The following is an 18217-nucleotide window of genomic DNA, read 5'->3' as shown; positions in this document are numbered from 1 at the left end:
GGTGCCAGTCAACGGATCGTATTGCTTCTTGCCGCCTTCGACGATTTGAACTTGTTTACAGCCTACCACCTGACGACCCTGCAGGCCGACCAGAACGTTAGGCATACCGACGTTCGGGAACACCTTGTTGTTCACGCCCCAAGGACGCGACGGATCTTCATAGAACGAACGCAGGTAACCATAGAGCCAGTCGGTGCCACGAACGCGAGCCACCAACGTCAGGTCGGGTGGCGCTGCACCAAACCAGGTTTTGGCGTCAGCCGGTTGCATGCCGATGTTCATGTGGTCGCCGATCTTGGCGCCGGTGAACACCAGCTTCTCGAGCATCAGCTCGTGAGGAATGCCCAGATCATCGGCGACACGCTCGTAGCGCTGGAACTTGGCGCTATGGCAACCCATGCAATAGTTGGCGAACGTGCGCGCGCCGTCTTGCATGGCTGCTTTGTCGGAAACATCGATATCGACCTTTTCCAACTCAGGAGCGCCAGCTGTCGAGGCGGACGAGAGCGCAGGCATAGCAGCAAGAATCAGTACAGCAAATAGCTTTTTCATCAGCCAGTCACCCTTTCCGGAACCGGTTTGGTCTTCTCGAGCCTGGTGTAGAACGGCATCAGAATGAAGTAGGCGAAGTACAGGAAGGTACATACCTGCGACAGCAGCGTACGGCCTGGAGTTGGAGACAACACACCCAGAATCCCCAGAATCACGAACGAGATGCAGAACACCGCAAGCCAGATCTTGCTCAGCCAGCCTTTGTAGCGCATCGACTTGACCGGGCTACGGTCCAGCCATGGCAGGACGAACAGCACAGCGATGGCCGCACCCATGGCGATAACGCCTAGGAGCTTGTCCGGAACCGCCCGCAGAATCGCGTAGAACGGGGTGAAGTACCAGACCGGAGCAATATGCTCAGGCGTCTTGAACGGGTTGGCTGGTTCAAAGTTCGGCTTCTCGAGGAAGTAGCCACCCATCTCCGGGAAGAAGAACACGATCGAGCAGAAGATGAACAGGAACACCACCACGCCGACGATATCTTTCACGGTGTAGTACGGGTGGAAGGCGATGCCATCCAGCGGTATGCCGTTTTCGTCTTTGTATTTCTTGATGTCGACGCCATCCGGGTTGTTCGAACCGACTTCGTGCAGCGCCAGGATGTGCAGCACCACCAGTCCGAGGATCACGATCGGCAAGGCAACCACATGCAAAGCGAAGAAGCGGTTCAGGGTAATACCGGAAATCAGGTAGTCACCACGGATCCACTGGGTCAGGTCGTTGCCGATGACCGGGATCGCACCGAACAGCGAGATAATCACCTGGGCGCCCCAGTAGGACATCTGGCCCCACGGCAGCAGGTAACCCATGAAGGCTTCAGCCATCAGCGCCAGGTAGATCAGCATGCCAAAGACCCACACCAGCTCACGCGGCTTCTGGTATGAACCGTAAAGCAGGCCACGGAACATGTGCAGATAGACCACGATGAAGAACATCGAAGCGCCGACAGCGTGCAGTAGACGCAAGATTGAGCCGTGATTGACGTCACGCATGATGCCCTCAACGGAAGCAAAAGCCTCTTCCGCCGATGGGGTGTAGCTCATGGTCAGCCAGACACCGGTAACGATCTGGTTGACCAGAACGAGCAGTGCCAGGGAGCCAAAGAAATAGAAGAAGTTGAAGTTCTTCGGGGCGTAGTACTTGCTGAGATGGTCTTCCCACATTTTGGTCGCGGGGAAGCGCGCATCAACCCAATCCATGAACTTGCTCATCACGCTTTCTCCGTATCGACGCCAATGATAATGATCTCATCGGTCTCATAGGAATGCGGGGGAACTGGCAGGTTCAAAGGCGCGGGTTGCGACTTGTAGACGCGGCCAGCCAAATCGTAGTGGGAACCGTGGCAAGGGCAGAAATACCCCCCGACCCAATCCTTGCCCAGGTCCGCAGGCGCCACTTCCGGACGGAAGGTTGGTGAGCAACCCAGGTGAGTGCAGATACCGATCAGCAGCAGAACCTCTGGCTTGATCGAACGCGTCTGCGGGTCGACATAGGTCGGTTGCGTCGAGCTCTTGGAGGTGGGGTCAGACAACTGGCCCTCGATCTTCTTCAGATTCCCCAGGATTTCCTCGGTACGGCGGACGATGAACACCGGCTGGCCGCGCCACTCAGCAATCATCTGCTGACCTGGCTCGATTTTGCTGACATTCACTTTCACCGGTGCACCTGCGGCTTTCGCCTTGGCACTGGGAAACCATGACCCCACGAACGGGACCGCAGCCCCCACCGCTCCTGCAGCACCCACCACGGATGTGGCTGCTACCAAGAAGCGACGCCGGCCTGCATTCACGCCGTCATTGCTCATTCAGTCCTCTCCCATCAGCTTTGTGGCCTGTTAAATCAGGCGTCTACTAAGTAAAAATCTGAACTTATAAAAATTTTGCCGAATGGTAATGAAAAGCCCCAATTCTGACAAGGTAATTACCGAGGAGCTCCACTGCCAAGCCTTGCAGTATAGGGCCTCTACGGATGTGGCAAGTTGTCACAGCGTAATTCTCTGATAAATCGCGCCCATAAAAAAACGCCCAGCTTCGCGAGGAAACTGGGCGTTCTTTTTGAACGCAAAAGCGAATTAACGCTTCGAGTACTGCGGACGCTTACGCGCTTTACGCAGACCGACTTTCTTACGTTCAACTTCACGTGCATCACGGGTTACGTAGCCGGCTTTGCGCAGAGCAGAGCGCAGAGTTTCGTCGTAGTCCATCAGAGCGCGAGTGATACCGTGGCGGATTGCGCCAGCTTGACCACTTACACCACCGCCGATCACGGTGACGTAGATGTCGAACTTCTCGACAGTCTCAGTCAATTCCAGCGGTTGACGAACTACCATGCGGGCAGTTTCGCGGCCGAAGAAATTATCCAGCGAACGGTTGTTGATGGAGATGTTACCAGTGCCCGGACGCAGGAAAACGCGTGCGGTTGCGGTCTTGCGACGGCCAGTGCCGTAATTTTGAGTCGCCGACATAATGAACTATTCCGTTAAATCTTCAGTTCTTGGGGCTGCTGAGCAGTATGAGGGTGTGCAGCGCCCGCATAGACTTTCAGCTTACGGTACATGTCGCGACCCAGCGGGTTCTTAGGCAGCATGCCTTTGACCGCGGTCTCGATCACGCGCTCAGGGGCCTTGGCGATCAGCTTTTCAAAGTTGATCGACTTGATGCCGCCCGGGAAACCGGAGTGGGAGTAGTACATTTTGTCAGTGGTTTTAGCACCGGTGACACGGATCTGCTCGGCGTTGATCACGACGATGTAGTCGCCGGTGTCAACGTGAGGAGTGTACTCAGGCTTGTGCTTGCCACGCAGACGGCTCGCGATTTCGGTGGCCAGACGACCCAGGGTCTGACCAGCAGCGTCGACGACAAACCAGTCGCGCTTTACTGTTTCCGGTTTAGCAGTAAAAGTTTTCATTCTTTATAGCCTCAGGGGCCGCCCTGTAAATTAGACGGCGGATCTTACTGAATAGTGCGTACTTTGACAAGTCAAAGGCAGCCGGATACAGACGCTTTCGGGGGCTCGGGTCGGCGCGTCCGTTCAACGGCAAGATTCTTCGGCGGCGGCGCATCACTTCCACTGCAGAAAGAGGTGCGCAATTATGCAGATTGCGAAAAATATTTCAACCTGCTTTTATGATTGTTTTGTCCAAGGAGCACCCGATGGACTATCGCCAGCTAGGCCGTACCGACCTGAACGTGAGTGCAATCTGCCTCGGCACCATGACCTGGGGCGAACAAAACAGCGAGGCTGATGCCTTCACCCAGATCGAACGGGCCAAGGGCGCCGGGATCAATTTCATCGACACCGCCGAGATGTATCCGGTGCCGCCCAAAGCCGAAACCTACGCCACCACCGAGCGTTACATCGGCAACTATTTCAAAAGTCGCGGTGATCGCGCCGACTGGATCCTGGCGAGCAAGATCGCCGGCCCCGGCAACACCATCGACTACATTCGTGACAAAAACCTCAAGCACAACCGAGAGCACATCGTCGAAGCCGTGGACGCCAGCCTAAAGCGCTTGCAGACCGACTACATCGATCTCTATCAACTGCACTGGCCGGAACGCAGCACCAATTTCTTCGGGCAACTGGGCTACAAGCACAAGAGCGAAGTCAACCTCACCCCGCTGGAAGATACCCTCGAAGCACTGGATGAGCAGGTCAAGGCCGGCAAGATCCGCCACATCGGCCTGTCCAACGAAACCCCGTGGGGCACCATGCGTTTCCTCGCTCTGGCCGAAGCCCGTGGCTGGCCACGCGCCGTGTCGATCCAGAACCCCTACAACCTGCTCAATCGCAGCTTCGAAGTCGGCCTGGCGGAAATCGCCATCCGCGAACAGTGCGGCCTGCTCGCCTACTCGCCGCTGGCGTTCGGCTTCCTGTCGGGCAAGTACGAAGGTGGCGCGCGTCCGCCCAAAGGTCGCCTGAGCCTCTACAGCCGCTTCAGCCGCTATTTCAATCCGCAGTCGGAGGCAGCGTGCAGTCGTTATGTGGCACTGGCTCGTGAACATGGCCTGGACCCGGCGCAGATGGCGCTGGCGTTCGTCACGCAACAACCGTTCGTGACCAGCAACATCATCGGCGCCACGACGCTTGAGCAACTGGACAGCAATATTGCCAGTTTCGATCTGAAGCTGTCCGATGAAGTGCTCGCTGGCATTGAGGCGATTCACAGGGATCACCCGAACCCCGCGCCTTGATTGATCTTCAGGCCCAATCGCGGGCAAGCCACGCTCCCACAGGAAATCACATATCTGTGGGAGCGTGGCTTGCCCGCGATGGCTCCAGTCCAGTCACCACAGAATCAAAGCGACCGCGCAATAATCTCCTTCATGATTTCGTTGGTCCCGGCATAAATCCGCTGCACCCGCGCATCCGCCCACGCCCGGGCGATCGGGTATTCCCACATGAACCCGTAACCGCCATGCAACTGCACGCACTCGTCGAGCACCTTGCATTGCAGGTCGGTGCCCCAGTACTTGGCCATCGCCGCTGTCGGCACATCGAGCTTGCCTTGCAGATGCAGTTCCAGGCAGCGATCGACGAAGACCCGGCCGATCTGGATCTCGGTCGCCATTTCAGCGAGTTTGAAGCGGGTGTTCTGGAAGTCGGCGATGGCCTTGCCGAAAGCCTTGCGCTCGCGGGTGTAATCCAGCGTCCATTGCAGCGCCGCTTCGGCTGACGCCAAACCGCCCACCGCGACCGTCAGGCGCTCCTGCGGCAATTCCTGCATCAGGTAAGCGAAGCCCATCCCGGCCTGGCCCAGCAGGTTTTCTTTGGGCACCCGAACGTCCTGGAAGAACAGTTCCGAGGTGTCCTGCGCCTTCATGCCGACCTTTTCCAGACGTTTGCCCTTGGCGAAACCCGGCGTGTTGGCCTCCACCAGAAACAGACTGGTGCCCTTCGCCCCGGCCTTCGGATCGGTCTTGGCCACAACGATCACCAGGTCAGCCAAAAAGCCATTGGTGATAAAGGTCTTCGAACCATTGATCACGTATTCGTCGCCCTCCAGCACGGCGGTAGTCTTCACCCCTTGCAGGTCGGAGCCGGCACCCGGCTCGGTCATGGCAATTGCGGTGACCATCTCGCCAGACACCAGTTTGGGCAGGTATTTGTGTTTCAGCGCCTCACTGCCGTAATGCAGGATGTAAGGCGCAACAATGTCCGAATGAAGAGAAAAGCCGATCCCGGTCAACCCCAGACGGCCGACCTCTTCGATCACCACCGCACTGTAGAGAAAGTCCGCCCCCAGCCCGCCGTATGCTTCCGGCAGATGCGAACAGAGCATCCCCGCCTCCCCGGCCTTGTTCCAGAGATTGCGGTCGATATAGCCTTGTTTTTCCCATTGCCCATGGAACGGCACGGCCTCTTTTTCGAGGAACGTTCGCACGCTATCGCGAAAAAGTTCGTGCTCGGGGCTGAACAAGGTTCTGGGGATCATGGGGCACCTGTCGTTATTGTTAGACGGAATTGACTTTCAGAGACTAAGCCTCGCTTCCGATACAGGACACTGGACACATCCGACAAAAAATAAGACGATCCAGCCGTCTGGTGACCACTTTCCCCTATAAGAATAAAGTTGAATTATGTCTAACCAAGTCTCCAAGCCCTTGCGGCGCGTCAGCATCCTGGCTATCGACCGGGTTTTCGCTTCCACCCTCATGCAGGCCAAGGATTTCTTCCATCTGGCCAGCCTGCGCTATGGCAAACAACTGGGCCACGGCCTGACACCGGCGTTCGAAACCCGACTGGTCAGCCCCGACGGCAAACCGGTGAACAGCTTCAGCGACGTGATCATGCCGGTGGACGGCGGCCTGGAAAATACCGACGTCATTATCCTCCCCGCCTTCTGGGACGATTTCGACACGCTCTGCAAACGTTATCCACAGGTCCTGCCGTGGCTGCGTGATCAACACGCCCGCGGCGCCGTGCTCTGCGGCGAGGCCACAGGCGTGTTCTGGCTCGCCGAAGCCGGGCTGCTCAACGGCAAGGAAGCGACCACGTACTGGCGCTTCTTCAATGCCTTCGCCGAACGCTTCCCGCAGGTTCAGCTCAATCAGGACAAACACCTGACCGACGCCGACAACCTGTATTGCGCCGGCGGCACCACCTCGGCCTGCGACCTCTACATTTACCTGATCGAGCGCTTTTGCGGCGCCAACGTGGCCCAGGCCGTGGCCCGCGACATCCTCTACGAAGTGCAGCGCAGCTATGCGCCGGGGCGGATCGGTTTCGGCGGGCAGAAACTGCACCAGGACGTGATCATCCTGCAGATCCAGCATTGGCTCGAAGAACACTTCGCCGATAAATTCCGCTTCGAAGACGTGGCCCGCGAGCACGGCATGAGCATTCGCAACTTCATGCGCCGCTTCCAGACCGCCACCGGCGATAAACCGCTGCATTACCTGCAACGCCTGCGCATCGAGACGGCCAAGGGCTTGTTATCCGGCAGCCGCAAGAGCATCAAGACCATCAGTTATGAAGTCGGTTACGACGATGCGAGCTTCTTCGCCCGACTGTTCCGCCAGCACACGGAGTTGTCGCCGAATCAGTATCGGCAGCAGTTTCAGCAGGCGGCTTAAGGGCTGGACACAAATCCAATGTGCGGGCTTGCTCGCGAAAGCAGTCCGACATTCAACATTGATGTCGACTGTTACACCGCTTTCGCGAACAAGCCCGCTCCGAATCTTAAAAAGGCCTGGCAATGCAGTTTTTCGTGATGCATTTTCCTACGCTATAAGCGGAATACAGAGCGCCGGAGCACCCGATTCAGCTGACATACGCAGCCCCTTGAAAACTTCAAATTTCTCCCTGCGTACAACATCAGGGAAGATCAATAGTGACCATCGGATCAAGCTACAACTACCCGTCATTCGTTACCCGGGATGCCGCTCGAAAAAAACGTTCAGTTAAAAACAAATGGGCGACTCGCTTTCCGAATCCACCAGACTTGTGCTTCGACTATCGAGCACTGGTTGAACAGGAAAACGGCATCGCCAAGGCAACTGACCCGCAACACAGAATCTGCATTATTGGCGCCGGTGTCACCGGCCTGACTGCTGCCAGAGAACTTTATCGCTGCGGGTTTACCCAAATCACTCTCATAGAACAATCCAGACGTCTAGGCGGCAGGCATCTGACCGTTCCTGGAAGCCCGCACTCGCCGATAAGCCATACACCGTTTGAAATGGGAGCCATGCGCATGCCCTTCTTCAACCGGGCGGATGAGCCTCCAACAGAGGGTCGGTCGCTGATGGCTTACTACGCCAAGGCGTTTGATTTGTCGTTTTCGGATTTCGCCAACCCCGGAAGCCAATGGGTCAGCTCGACCGGAATCTATCTGCGAGAAGGCAGCATGGGCGGCGGACCGACGCCGCAGATGCTGATCTGGAAAAATGAAGACGGCCAGACACCGCCTCCCGGCGAGGAACTGCAAAAAGTCTATGCCAAGTGGAAAGCCTTTGCCGATCGCATGACCCGGCACGTCGCCGAGGTTTACGCCAGTCAGGAATGGGAAGCCATGTGGGCCGCTATCGTCGAAAAGTACGAGAGCGTTTCGTTTCGCGATCTGGTCAGCATGCCCACCGCGCAAGCCTGGGATGAACGCTCACCGGGGGACTTTGGCGGAATGGGAATGTCCGCCGAAGAGTCCGCGATCTTCTATGCCATTGGCATCGGCGACGGTAGCTGGGGGGCTTTTTACGATGTGTGCTCTCTTTACCCCCTGCGCACGGCCATTTTTGGATTCAGCAGCCAGCTGCAACTGATCCATGGTCGGGTGGACTCAACGGGCGATCCGCTAGATTCACCCTACCTGCACAGCGAAACCGTTTTTGACTCGACCGGGCTGAGTTTCGACAGGCCCCGCTACATCGGTCTCGCCGCGCTAGACGAATGCCTGCTGTTCATGAAAACCGACGAAACCGGAAAGTCCTTCTACGAACACTGCCGGGAAAGAAACAATGGTTTGTTCATGGACTCATCCGTCACAAAACTTGAAAAGCTGACCAATCAGAAAACACGCGTCTACTTCAACTGGAAACACAGCCAACCCGAGCAAACCCAGGAGCACTTCGATGACTTTGATTCGGTCATCATGACCCTTCCCTCCTGGCTGATTGAAACTCGCATCACGCTTGAGAACTTCACACCACAGATGCTGCCTTTCGAGACGATCAATGCCTACAAAACGGCGCACTGGGAAACCAGTTGCAAAGTTTTCGCACCATTAAAAAAATCATTCCTTTCAAAAAACAGCAAAATCCCGCAAGCCATCGTCACTGACAGCTTCATCCACGACGTCTACACCTACCGCTACAACGATAACTACAGTTATGACTGCATCCTTTTAAGTTACACATGGGAGGATGACGCCACCAAACTCGCCTCATTCACCGACAAGGAACTGGTGAGAAAATGTGCCAAAGAGCTGGACCGAATCCTTATGAACTCTTCCAATATCCAGGAGAAAATTTCTCCCTACATCGGCCTTGATCAAGCCGTGGTCCAACGCTGGATAACAGATAAAAATACTTTGGGTTGTGCAAAGCTATACCGACCCGGCACCTACTACGATGCCGTGAGCCTGATGAAGTACAACAGGGACTTCGCGCATGTTTCAAATCTGTATTTTTCCGGCGAGTCATTTTCAGTCGATGTCGGCTGGACGGAGCCTTGCTTTCGGGGCGCCGTCGATGCGGTCATTCATATCTGCAACAAAACCGCCGCGACCTTCAATGGTGGTTTTACCATGAGTGACTATCCGCAATATAAAGTCGGAACCTGACACCCTCCCCCCGTTCTGGAGCCATGCACGACGTGCATAGGCTCTACCTACGCGCCCCGCCCGCCAAGCGCCTCGCTCATTCATCTTGGGATACGGACTACATCCTAAACGGAAGTAGCTGACTTACGCCCTGCCCCTGTTTCACCTCTTATGAACACGCAATTTAACCGCGTGAATAACAATAAAAAGAGGTTTTCGGGAATGAACGAGCCAACAAGCCCTGTTCGTGTAGCAGTCGTGCAATTCGATCCACAAGTCGGCATGGAGAATCGTGAAAACAATCTGCGTCGTAGCCTGGAACTGGCCCTGGAGGCGGTGAACGGAGGAGCGAATCTCATCGTCCTGCCCGAGCTTTCAAGTACAGGTTATTTCTTCAGCAATCGGCAGGATGCGTTCGAACATTCGGAGTCGGTTCCCGGCGGGCCGAGCGTGCAAAGCTGGATGGACTTCGCCCGTCAGCACAGGGTTTATCTGGTCGCTGGCTTGACGGAGCGCGATGGCATGCAGCTCTTCAACACCGGCGTTCTTGTGGGGCCTGACGGCTTTATCGGCAAGTATCGAAAAGCCCATTTGTGGAATCTGGAAAAAATGTGGTTCACGCCGGGTGATCTGGGCTTTCCGGTTTTCGACACCCCGATAGGTCGCATAGGGTTGTTGATCTGCTGGGATATCTGGTTTCCGGAAGTACCACGTATTTTGAGTCAGCAAGGTGCGGACATCATTTGCAGCCTGAACAACTGGGTCTGGACCCCGCCGCCTCTGTTCGATGACGTCGGCAAGTGCATGGCTTCGTACCTGACGATGACGGCCGCTCACGTTAACAACGTGTTTATTGCGGCGGCGAGTCGGATCGGTGAAGAGCGAGGTGCACGCTATCTGGGCTGCTCGCTGATCGCGGGTACAAATGGCTGGCCTATTGGCGAAGTGGCTTCCGCAGACAAGCAGGAAATCCTGTTTGCCGATATCGATCTCACCAGCTCGCGCAGCGCGCCCATCTGGAACAACTTGAACGATTTGCACCGCGATCGTCGAGCAGATCTCTACGATCAAATGCTCGGTTATACCCAGCATCCTAGTCTGCCGCGCTGATCAGGGGGCATGACTGATGGACACCACAAACGAAAAATCAGCAAACCGGCTTGCTGCCAGGTCACCGCAGGATATTGCGATTATCTGGCTGGTGCTCGGCACGGCATTGCTGATCATCTGGCTTTCATTCACCTACCGGTCATCCTGGTCAGCCCATTGGCCAGACTACAGTCACATGGTATCGAACCTCCCGGAGCCAAGTGCCTGGTTGCGTTGGGTGCTGGGGGACATCAGCGAGGTTGCGTTTTACAAACACGAGTTCGCTTCGATCGGGCTTCTGGCTGGAGCCTATCTGGCCTACTGGGCAAATCGAACGGGAAAAACCTGGCAAGGCTTTACCATTTGCTATGGCAGCGGATTATGGCCATGGCTCGTCACCAGCTCGTTGCTTGGATTGTTGCTGAGTAACTTGCTATGGGGATGGACGGTCACAGCCAGCAGTTGGCAACCTACGTTTGCAGCCTTTGTTTCATTGCCGGCGGCGATGGTGCTGATGTTTGGCGGCGGCTGGAAGGTCACGATCAACGGCGCAATCATGGGTGCGGTGTTCGTCACTCCGATGTGTCTGTTGATCGTCAACTACGCCTGCAATCCACTGGGTTTGCCAGCTGTGATCGGGAATGTCTCGGGCATGGCTGTCGCCAGCGTCATCGCCTTTCTTCTGTGTCGTTATCTGCCGAGCCTGGTGAAGTCCGAAGCCTGCGCGAAGCCGTCCGACTCTGCTCCCGCCATCACCAAAACGCCCGACTATGGCCTCGTCTGGAGCCTGCGCCGGGTAATGGCCGACTTTTCGGAAGCGCCGTTCTTTGGCAATGAATGGGCCAGCCTTGGCTTGATAGCAGGCGCCTTGCTGGCTTACACCTTGAACCCGACGAGCCCGGTGTACGGCACGGGCTTACTGCCCCAACTGATCGCCGCGCAGGTGTTGACCTCGGCATTAGGGGTAGTGATCTGGCGTCGACAATGGATGTTGTGCGGTTGGTATCCCACCTACGTTCCGTTGGTGTCAGTCGTGCCGGCAGCAGTTCTGACGTACGGCGGCAGTTGGCAGGTCATCGCCTCAAGCGCACTGTTGGGGGCACTGATTGCCCCCCCCTTGGCATGCGCGATTTCAAAACGGCTGCCGGCCGACATGCATGCCTACATCGGAAATGTACTGTCCATGGCCATCAGCACCTTGCTGATCATTCCGTTTATCGGACTTCTGATCGCTCACTGACGCACTCTGCCATCCGGCTGTATTCCGGACTCAAAAACCGGGTACAGCCACTTTTCATCACAAACAAGCGAGGTACCCCATGGACCTGCCCAAACTGGCCATTGCGGCACTCGGCGGCACTGTGAGCATGCAAACCAGGATTGCCGGTGAAGGTGTTATCCCGACCCTCAGCGGTGAAACTCTGCTGGCATCAATACCGCACCTGACGACACTGGCCCGGGTGACCGTTGAAACACTCGGGCTATTGCCAAGTGCTTCACTGAATTTCGAGTGTTTGCTTAGCGTTCTTTCCTGGGCGAAGTACCAGGTTGAGCAAGGCGCCGTTGGCGTTGTCATTACGCAAGGCACGGACACCCTCGAGGAAACAGCAACATTCCTTGACTACTTATGGGACTGCGACGAACCGTTGATTCTTACCGGCGCCATGCGCTCAGCCGCCCAGCCGGGAGCCGATGGTCCGGCAAACCTGTTGGATGCCTGCCGAGTCGCGCTCGCCGAGAACAGCCGGCAACGAGGCGTTCAAGTGGTCATGAACGGGCAGATTCACCAGGCATGCAGCATCCGCAAGACCGATTCATTGGCATTGCAGGCGTTTTCCTCTCCCATCGTTGGTCCCGCAGGCATGCTCGTGGAAGACACTGTCCGCTATCTCCGTCAGCGGACCCGGCAGATGCGTTTACCCTTGCCACGACAGACCACACAGAAGATTGCGTTGCTGGAGGCATCATTCGACGCCGACACGTTGATATTGGAAAACATCCTCGAACTGGGCTACGACGGGCTGGTGATCGCGGGTTTCGGCGCAGGACACGTCTCAGACAGCTGGGCTGACGTCCTGGAAAAAATCGCAGAGAAAATCCCTGTCATCATCGCGACCCGGACGGGTTCCGGCTCCACTGCTCAATCGACCTATGGTTTTATCGGCAGCGAAATGGATCTGATCCGTAAAGATGCATTGATGGCTGGATTTCTCTGCCCGCGCAAAGCCAGGATTCTGCTTTGGCTGCTCGTGGGCAGCCAGCGACAGGCTGAGCTGGCGCGCTACCTCAAAGAGGACATCCGATTTCAAAATTGACGCACACAAAAAAGGCCTGCATTGCAGGCCTTTTTTACTTTCCGAACCGCTCTACTATTTTGAGACGCTTATGGCTTGTGCGCCCGGGCCAGGAACTCGTGCGACTGCATTTCCAACAGACGGCTAAGCGTGCGCTGGAACTCGAAGGTCAGGCGACCGCCGGTGTAGAGATCTTTAAGCTCGACTTCGGCCGAAATGATCAGCTTCACGTTGCGGTCGTAGAACTCGTCGACCATGTTGATAAAGCGGCGGGCGATGTCGTCGGTGGTGACACTCATCTGCTCGACACCGCTGAGCAATACGGCGTGGAAGATCTTGCCCAGTTCGATGTAGTCGTTCTGGCTGCGCGGGCCGTCGCACAGTTCGCGGAAATCGAACCAGGCCACGTCATCGCAGGTGCGCACGGCACGGATTTCACGGTTCTCGATCACCAGCACGTCGTTCTCGACGGCAGCCGTGCATTCCGGCGTCAGGGCCCTGAAGCTCTTGCGCAGGCTTTCCTGGGCGGCAGCGTCCAGCGGGAAGTGGAACAGCTCCGCTTGCTCGAGGTGACGCAGACGGTAATCGACGCCGCTGTCGACGTTGACGATCTCGGTGTTCTGCTTGATCAGCGCAATGGCCGGCAGGAAGCGCGCACGTTGCAGGCCGTCCTTGTACAGACCGTCCGGCACGATGTTCGAGGTCGCGACCAGGGTCACGCCGTTCTTGAACAGCTCTTCCATCAGCGTGCCAAGGATCATGGCGTCGGTGATGTCGGAGACGAAGAACTCATCGAAACAGATCACCCGGGTTTCATCGGAGAAACGCTTGGCGATGATGGTCAGCGGGTTCTTCTCGCCGCCCAGAGTCTTCATCTCTTCATGCACGCGCTTCATGAAGCGGTGGAAGTGAGTGCGAGTCTTTTCCTTGAACGGCAGCGCTTCGAAGAAGGTGTCGACCAGGTAAGTCTTGCCGCGACCCACGCCGCCCCAGAAGTACAGGCCCTTGACCGGTACCTGGTCTTTCTTGCCAAACAGTTTGCCGAGCAGGCCCGGTTTGTTTTGCGAGGCCGCGACCAGATCGTCGTACAGGCGCTGCAAATGACGCACTGCCGTTTCCTGGGCAGCATCGTGGAAGAATTCCGGGCGTTTCAGATCAGCTTGATATCGTTCTAGGGGCGTCATAATTCGTTAGCAAGGCAACAAAAACGGGCCGTCACTGTAGCGACGGCCTGTGGGAATGGCAATCGGCCCTTGATCGGACCGAGCCGTTGTTTATTCCTGAACCGGTGTCAGCGCAACGCGCAACGCGTCGATCGCAGCATCGCGAGCAGTGCTATCGGCGAAGGCCGGGCTGTCGGCCACGCACTCGCCTTCCAGCCAGACGCTGAAGTTCAGGTCTTCGCTGCGCACATCCAGCGGCTGACCGGACTGCAATTGCTTGGTCACCTGCCCCGCGGTTTTGCCGTCGGCGAAGTGGCGCGACAGCAACAGTTGTTCGCCATCGCCCGCCAGCAGACGGAAGCGGAAACTGCCATCGTCTTCACGGAAGCTGACAAAACGCGCGGCTTTCGCGGCTTTTTTCTTGGTGACGGCAGCGACCTGGGTCTGGGCAACGAAAGAACGCAGACCGACCGCTTCACGCAACTCGTGGAGGAACGGTGTGGCCACGGCACGGGCCTTTTTGGCGCCGGCCTGCAGGATGTCCTCCAGATCCGCCGGACGTTCGATCAACTGCTGATAACGCTCGCGGGATTCGCCCAATTCGTTATCCAACAACTGGAACAGGCGATTCTTCGCCTCGCCCCAACCCAGGCCCTGGAGCAATTCGCTGCGGAATTCGTCGGCTTGTGCTGGCGTAGCGAACGCCTGGAACAAGGTGAACAGGTGCGAGTTGTCCGGATCTTTGGCTTCGCCCGGGGCACGGGAATCGGTCACGATCCGCGAAATCGCGTCCTTCATCTCTTTGGCGCTGCTGAACAACGGAATGGTGTTGTCGTAACTCTTCGACATCTTGCGACCATCGAGGCCCGGCAAAGTGGCGACGCTCTCCTCGATCAGTGCTTCGGGCATGGTAAAGAACTCCTTGCCCTGGCCAAACAAGTGGTTGAAGCGCTGGCCGATATCCCGGGCCATTTCCACGTGCTGAATCTGGTCACGGCCGACCGGCACTTTGTGGGCGTTGAACATCAGGATGTCCGCGGCCATCAGCACCGGGTAGCTGTACAGACCCATGGTGATGCCCGCGTCCGGGTCTTCGCCGGTCTCGACGTTCTTGTCCACCGACGCCTTGTAGGCGTGGGCACGGTTGAGCAGGCCCTTGGCGGCCACGCAGGTCAACAGCCAGGTCAGTTCAGGGATTTCCGGAATGTCGGACTGGCGATAGAAGGTCACCCGGTCCACGTCCAGGCCACCGGCCAGCCAGGTCGCGGCGATTTCCAGACGCGAGCGCTGGATGCGCAGCGGGTCATCGCATTTGATCAGGGCGTGGTAGTCGGCCAGGAAGTAGAACGAATCGGCATTGCTGTCACGGCTGGCGATGATCGCCGGGCGGATAGCCCCGGCGTAGTTGCCCAGGTGCGGCGTGCCGGTGGTGGTGATGCCGGTAAGAATACGGGTACGAGTCGTCATGGGTAATCGCTTGTCAGACTGCAATCAATTCGAAAGACGCGGCAGGATCAGATCCTTGAGATCGGTCAGCTTGCCATGAAAAAAGTGTCCGCATTCTGCCACTTTCAGCAGCTCATGGGGGCGATCGAGTGCGTCGGACCAATCGTAAACCAGCTGCGGATCGATCACTTCGTCGGTTTCCGGCTGGATCAGGGTCAATGTACCTTGTTGCGGCAGTGGGTCCTGATCGCCCAGACGCATGACGGCAGGCGCAACCATGAACAGATGCTCGAGCTGTTCGCCCTTGGCTTCCAGGCGTCCGCCGAGACTGGCTGCAACAAAACCGCCGAAGGAGAAACCGAACAAGGTCAAAGGTAATTCAGGATGTTTGGCCCGCAGCCACTCGGCTGCCGCCTGGGCATCGTCGACTTCGCCGGTGCCCATGTCGTGCGTGCCTTCACTGGCGCCGACGCCACGGTAGTTGAAACGCAAGGTAATCAAACCGGCGTCCCGCGCGGTGCGCTGCAAGGTCGAGACGACTTTGTTGAGCATGGTGCCGCCCTGCACCGGGTTCGGGTGGCAGATCAGCGCCAGACCGCGGGGCTGCTCATTGTTCAGGCCCTCATTATTCAAATAAAGTGCTTCCAGTTGACCCACCGGGCCATCAATCACTACAGGGGTTTCGCGCATAAGCAAGGAAGGAACTCCGTGACCTCGAATCGGGTCGACTCGTCTAGCCAATTGTCTGTGCCAATCTATTGCGAGTGAATCGCGGTATACAGCGCAGGTTCGAGCCGTTAACGTAAAGCAAAGCCGTTTATAGAGGAAGGACTCGTGGAACACTCGCTCTTAGTTTGGTTGTTACCGACTCTTGCCCTGGTTGTGGGTGTCGCCATTGGATTCCTGATCGCTCGCCTGGTGCCGAATGCCGCTCCGAGCAGCACGCAACGTCAGCTGGATGATATTCAGGAACGTTTTGACAAGTATCAGAACGAAGTGGTCACCCACTTCAACAGCACTGCATCCCTGGTCAAGAAACTGACTCAGAGCTATCAGGAAGTGCAGGATCATCTCGCCGAGGGTGCCAACCGCCTGGCCCTGGACGAGCAGACTCGCCAACGCTTGCTGGCAGCCCTGCACGCTGACGCGGTGCAGGCTCCACGGGAACGCCTGACGCCACCGCGCGATCAGGAACCGCCTCGCGATTACGCTCCCAAAGCCCCGAACGCGCCGGGCATGCTCGATGAGCATTACGGCCTGAAGAAGTAATCAGGTTTCGCGCTGTCTAGTCCTGAAACAGGTGTAAACCTTATTCAGGACGAAGCAGACAACAAAAAAAAAGCCCGCCCGATCTGCAAAGGATCGGGCGGGCTTTTTTACAACCGGATTCAGTCAGCCCTTATGGGTACTGCTGAACCTGACCCTGCTGCTGATACTCCTGACCCGGAATCGCCTTCAGGTTGACCTCGACCCGGCGGTTCTGGGCCCGGCCATTGGCATCAGCGTTGCTGGCAATCGGGTTATCCGGCCCGGCACCACGTGCCGACAGGTTGGCGCCGCTGACACCCTGGGAGGTCAGATAAGTCGCCACGCTCTGGGCGCGACGCTGGGACAGGTCCATGTTGTGCTGGCGGCTGCCGGTACTGTCGGTGTAGCCGACGATCTCGATCTGGTTCTGGTTGAACTCCTTGAGCGAGCCCGCCAGGTTGTTCAGCGGTTGGTAGAAGCTTGGAGCAATATTCGCCGAATCGGTGGCGAACGTGATGTTGCCCGGCATGATCAGCTTGATCTGATCGCCCTGGCGCTGCACCTCAACCCCGGTGTTGGCCATGCTGGCCCGCAGTTTTTTCTCCTGCTGGTCGGCGTAGTAACCGTAACCGGCAGCGGAAGCCCCCACCACGGCGGCGCCAATCAGAGCGCCCTTGCCACGGTTATCGTGACTGATGGCAGCGCCGGCCAGCGCACCGGCCAAGGCGCCGAGGCCACCGTATTTGGCGGTTTTGCTCATGCCCGTGGAGCTGCCATCGGCCTGACCCTGGCTGTCATAAGGGTTCGGCGATGCACAACCGGACAACAGAGCCACCGCAGTAGCGACAACAATCAAACGACGCGTGGTGAACATGGAGGAGCTCCTACTTTTTTTGCATTCTGTGGTGCAACGGACTTAAGCAATCAACCTTTGCGGGCGTTGGATCACTGGCAACGACAAAAATTCCATCAGAGCCTTTCAAGCTCGCACAAAGGGGTTACCGCGCATTTCATCGCCCAGACAGGTGTCCGGACCATGCCCGGCCACCACGGTTGCCTCTTCGTCGAGGGTATACAACCGCTGCTTGATCGACCGCACGAGCGTTGCCTGATCGCCCCCCCACAAATCCGTGCGCCCCACCCCGCGACGAAACAACGTGTCACCGGCAATCAGCAGCTTAGCCTCAGAAAACCAAAAGCTCATGGAACCCGGCGTATGCCCCGGCGTGTGCAATGCCACGCCACATCCGCAGGCCAGTTCTTCATCATCGGCCAGCCAGCGATCTGGTGATGGCACCGGGGTGTAGGGCACACCGAACATCTGGCACTGCATCTCCAGGTTGTCCCAAAGGAACTGATCTTCTTTATGCAGGTGCAGGGTCGCGCCGGTTTTCTCCTTCAATTGACCGGAGGCCAGGAAGTGATCCAGGTGCGCGTGGGTGTGAATGATGCTGACCACCTTCAGGCCCAACGCGTCGAGACGCGCGAGGATCAGTTCGTGATTGCCGCCCGGATCGACGACGATGGCCTTTTTGGTGATCGGGTCGCCGATGATTGTGCAGTTGCACTGGAGGGGGCCGACGGGGAAGGTTTCGCGGATGAGAGTGGGTTGCTGGGACATCGGGCACACTCGGAAAACAAGAATGGCCAATTTTGGCACAAATTGC

17 protein-coding genes and 1 pseudogene (1 of these 18 running past the window's edge) are annotated in these 18217 nt (G+C 57.2%); 7 read left to right on the top strand and 11 right to left on the bottom strand.

Annotated features, from left to right (window positions below):
* From HCU66_RS18150 to rplM, 5 genes and pseudogenes are all read right to left on the bottom strand, one after another.
* A pseudogene (locus HCU66_RS18150) lies at positions 1–552 on the bottom strand (cytochrome c1) (it extends 286 nt beyond the left edge of the window).
* Positions 552–1763 (bottom strand): cytochrome b, encoded by a 1212-nt coding sequence (locus HCU66_RS18145; RefSeq protein WP_205889780.1) that lies wholly within the window; start codon positions 1761–1763, stop codon positions 552–554. The pseudogene HCU66_RS18150 and the gene HCU66_RS18145 overlap by 1 nt, the downstream one beginning before the upstream one ends.
* Positions 1763–2356, bottom strand: coding sequence for a ubiquinol-cytochrome c reductase iron-sulfur subunit (gene petA / locus HCU66_RS18140; RefSeq protein ID WP_205889779.1), 594 nt, complete (start codon positions 2354–2356; stop codon positions 1763–1765). The genes HCU66_RS18145 and petA overlap by 1 nt, the downstream gene beginning before the upstream one ends.
* A gap of 267 nt (positions 2357–2623) precedes the next feature.
* On the bottom strand, positions 2624–3016 hold the full coding sequence (rpsI, locus tag HCU66_RS18135) for a 30S ribosomal protein S9 (RefSeq protein WP_205889778.1): 393 nt from the start codon (positions 3014–3016) through the stop codon (positions 2624–2626).
* A gap of 14 nt (positions 3017–3030) precedes the next feature.
* Entirely contained in the window at positions 3031–3459 is a 429-nt protein-coding gene (rplM, locus tag HCU66_RS18130; protein WP_003228062.1) for a 50S ribosomal protein L13, read from the bottom strand.
* Between the two features lie 245 nt (positions 3460–3704).
* Here rplM and HCU66_RS18125 point away from each other — a divergent pair, with 245 nt between their 5' ends.
* Positions 3705–4745 (top strand): NADP(H)-dependent aldo-keto reductase, encoded by a 1041-nt coding sequence (locus HCU66_RS18125; protein ID WP_205889777.1) that lies wholly within the window; start codon positions 3705–3707, stop codon positions 4743–4745.
* Positions 4746–4849: 104 nt separating this feature from the next.
* On the opposite strand, the gene HCU66_RS18120 is transcribed toward HCU66_RS18125, so the two are convergent.
* Positions 4850–5986 (bottom strand): acyl-CoA dehydrogenase family protein, encoded by a 1137-nt coding sequence (locus tag HCU66_RS18120; RefSeq protein ID WP_205889776.1) that lies wholly within the window; start codon positions 5984–5986, stop codon positions 4850–4852.
* A gap of 244 nt (positions 5987–6230) precedes the next feature.
* On the opposite strand from HCU66_RS18120, the gene HCU66_RS18115 reads away from it, so the two are divergent.
* The 5 genes from HCU66_RS18115 (at position 6231) to HCU66_RS18095 (ending at position 12714) form a co-directional block, all read left to right on the top strand.
* Positions 6231–7127, top strand: a complete 897-nt coding sequence (locus HCU66_RS18115; protein WP_205889795.1) for a GlxA family transcriptional regulator — start codon at positions 6231–6233, stop codon at positions 7125–7127.
* A gap of 257 nt (positions 7128–7384) precedes the next feature.
* Positions 7385–9331: an FAD-dependent oxidoreductase gene (locus tag HCU66_RS18110; RefSeq protein WP_205889775.1), complete on the top strand. Its 1947-nt coding sequence runs from the start codon at positions 7385–7387 to the stop codon at positions 9329–9331.
* Between the two features lie 201 nt (positions 9332–9532).
* A complete protein-coding gene (locus tag HCU66_RS18105; RefSeq protein WP_205889774.1) occupies positions 9533–10420 on the top strand; it encodes a nitrilase family protein in 888 nt (295 codons plus the stop codon).
* Positions 10421–10436: 16 nt separating this feature from the next.
* Complete coding sequence (locus HCU66_RS18100) at positions 10437–11639, top strand: threonine/serine exporter family protein (protein ID WP_205889773.1); 1203 nt, start codon at positions 10437–10439, stop codon at positions 11637–11639.
* A gap of 79 nt (positions 11640–11718) precedes the next feature.
* Positions 11719–12714 carry an asparaginase gene (locus HCU66_RS18095; protein ID WP_205889772.1) on the top strand — a complete coding sequence of 332 codons (996 nt, stop codon included), beginning with the start codon at positions 11719–11721 and terminating at the stop codon, positions 12712–12714.
* 68 nt (positions 12715–12782) lie between these two features.
* On the opposite strand, the gene zapE is transcribed toward HCU66_RS18095, so the two are convergent.
* The 3 genes from zapE to HCU66_RS18080 form a co-directional block, all read right to left on the bottom strand.
* A complete protein-coding gene (gene zapE / locus HCU66_RS18090; RefSeq protein ID WP_205889771.1) occupies positions 12783–13877 on the bottom strand; it encodes a cell division protein ZapE in 1095 nt (364 codons plus the stop codon).
* 90 nt (positions 13878–13967) lie between these two features.
* Positions 13968–15323: a tryptophan--tRNA ligase gene (locus HCU66_RS18085; protein WP_205889770.1), complete on the bottom strand. Its 1356-nt coding sequence runs from the start codon at positions 15321–15323 to the stop codon at positions 13968–13970.
* A 24-nt stretch (positions 15324–15347) separates the two neighbouring features.
* Positions 15348–15992: an alpha/beta hydrolase gene (locus tag HCU66_RS18080; RefSeq protein WP_205889769.1), complete on the bottom strand. Its 645-nt coding sequence runs from the start codon at positions 15990–15992 to the stop codon at positions 15348–15350.
* 144 nt (positions 15993–16136) lie between these two features.
* Between HCU66_RS18080 and HCU66_RS18075 the strand changes: the two genes are divergently transcribed.
* On the top strand, positions 16137–16571 hold the full coding sequence (locus HCU66_RS18075; RefSeq protein ID WP_018930114.1) for a Z-ring associated ZapG family protein: 435 nt from the start codon (positions 16137–16139) through the stop codon (positions 16569–16571).
* Positions 16572–16701: 130 nt separating this feature from the next.
* Here HCU66_RS18075 and HCU66_RS18070 read toward each other — a convergent pair whose 3' ends face one another.
* Positions 16702–17424, bottom strand: coding sequence for a YiaD family glycine zipper/OmpA-like lipoprotein (locus HCU66_RS18070; RefSeq protein ID WP_205889768.1), 723 nt, complete (start codon positions 17422–17424; stop codon positions 16702–16704).
* Positions 17425–17529: 105 nt separating this feature from the next.
* The gene (locus tag HCU66_RS18065) at positions 17530–18171 is read right to left on the bottom strand and encodes an MBL fold metallo-hydrolase (RefSeq protein ID WP_205889767.1); all 642 of its coding nucleotides are present in this window, start codon (positions 18169–18171) and stop codon (positions 17530–17532) included.
* Positions 18172–18217: the final 46 nt, after the last annotated feature.

It is taken from the genome of Pseudomonas frederiksbergensis (assembly GCF_017114915.1).
Taxonomy (GTDB): domain Bacteria; phylum Pseudomonadota; class Gammaproteobacteria; order Pseudomonadales; family Pseudomonadaceae; genus Aquipseudomonas; species Aquipseudomonas frederiksbergensis_I.
Note: the sequence above shows the minus strand (reverse complement) of the source record. Positions and strands in the feature narration are given on the sequence as shown.

What these genes read in the sequence shown, in the direction of transcription:
- HCU66_RS18070 (WP_205889768.1), bottom strand. Translation starts at nt 17,424, where the DNA reads ATGTTCACCACGCGTCGTTTGATTGTTGTCGCTACTGCGGTGGCTCTG.
- HCU66_RS18100 (WP_205889773.1), top strand. Translation starts at nt 10,437, where the DNA reads ATGGACACCACAAACGAAAAATCAGCAAACCGGCTTGCTGCCAGGTCA.
- HCU66_RS18125 (WP_205889777.1), top strand. Translation starts at nt 3,705, where the DNA reads ATGGACTATCGCCAGCTAGGCCGTACCGACCTGAACGTGAGTGCAATC.
- HCU66_RS18095 (WP_205889772.1), top strand. Translation starts at nt 11,719, where the DNA reads ATGGACCTGCCCAAACTGGCCATTGCGGCACTCGGCGGCACTGTGAGC.
- HCU66_RS18080 (WP_205889769.1), bottom strand. Translation starts at nt 15,992, where the DNA reads ATGCGCGAAACCCCTGTAGTGATTGATGGCCCGGTGGGTCAACTGGAA.
- HCU66_RS18120 (WP_205889776.1), bottom strand. Translation starts at nt 5,986, where the DNA reads ATGATCCCCAGAACCTTGTTCAGCCCCGAGCACGAACTTTTTCGCGAT.
- zapE (WP_205889771.1), bottom strand. Translation starts at nt 13,877, where the DNA reads ATGACGCCCCTAGAACGATATCAAGCTGATCTGAAACGCCCGGAATTC.
- HCU66_RS18085 (WP_205889770.1), bottom strand. Translation starts at nt 15,323, where the DNA reads ATGACGACTCGTACCCGTATTCTTACCGGCATCACCACCACCGGCACG.
- HCU66_RS18145 (WP_205889780.1), bottom strand. Translation starts at nt 1,763, where the DNA reads ATGAGCAAGTTCATGGATTGGGTTGATGCGCGCTTCCCCGCGACCAAA.
- HCU66_RS18065 (WP_205889767.1), bottom strand. Translation starts at nt 18,171, where the DNA reads ATGTCCCAGCAACCCACTCTCATCCGCGAAACCTTCCCCGTCGGCCCC.
- rpsI (WP_205889778.1), bottom strand. Translation starts at nt 3,016, where the DNA reads ATGTCGGCGACTCAAAATTACGGCACTGGCCGTCGCAAGACCGCAACC.
- petA (WP_205889779.1), bottom strand. Translation starts at nt 2,356, where the DNA reads ATGAGCAATGACGGCGTGAATGCAGGCCGGCGTCGCTTCTTGGTAGCA.
- HCU66_RS18105 (WP_205889774.1), top strand. Translation starts at nt 9,533, where the DNA reads ATGAACGAGCCAACAAGCCCTGTTCGTGTAGCAGTCGTGCAATTCGAT.
- rplM (WP_003228062.1), bottom strand. Translation starts at nt 3,459, where the DNA reads ATGAAAACTTTTACTGCTAAACCGGAAACAGTAAAGCGCGACTGGTTT.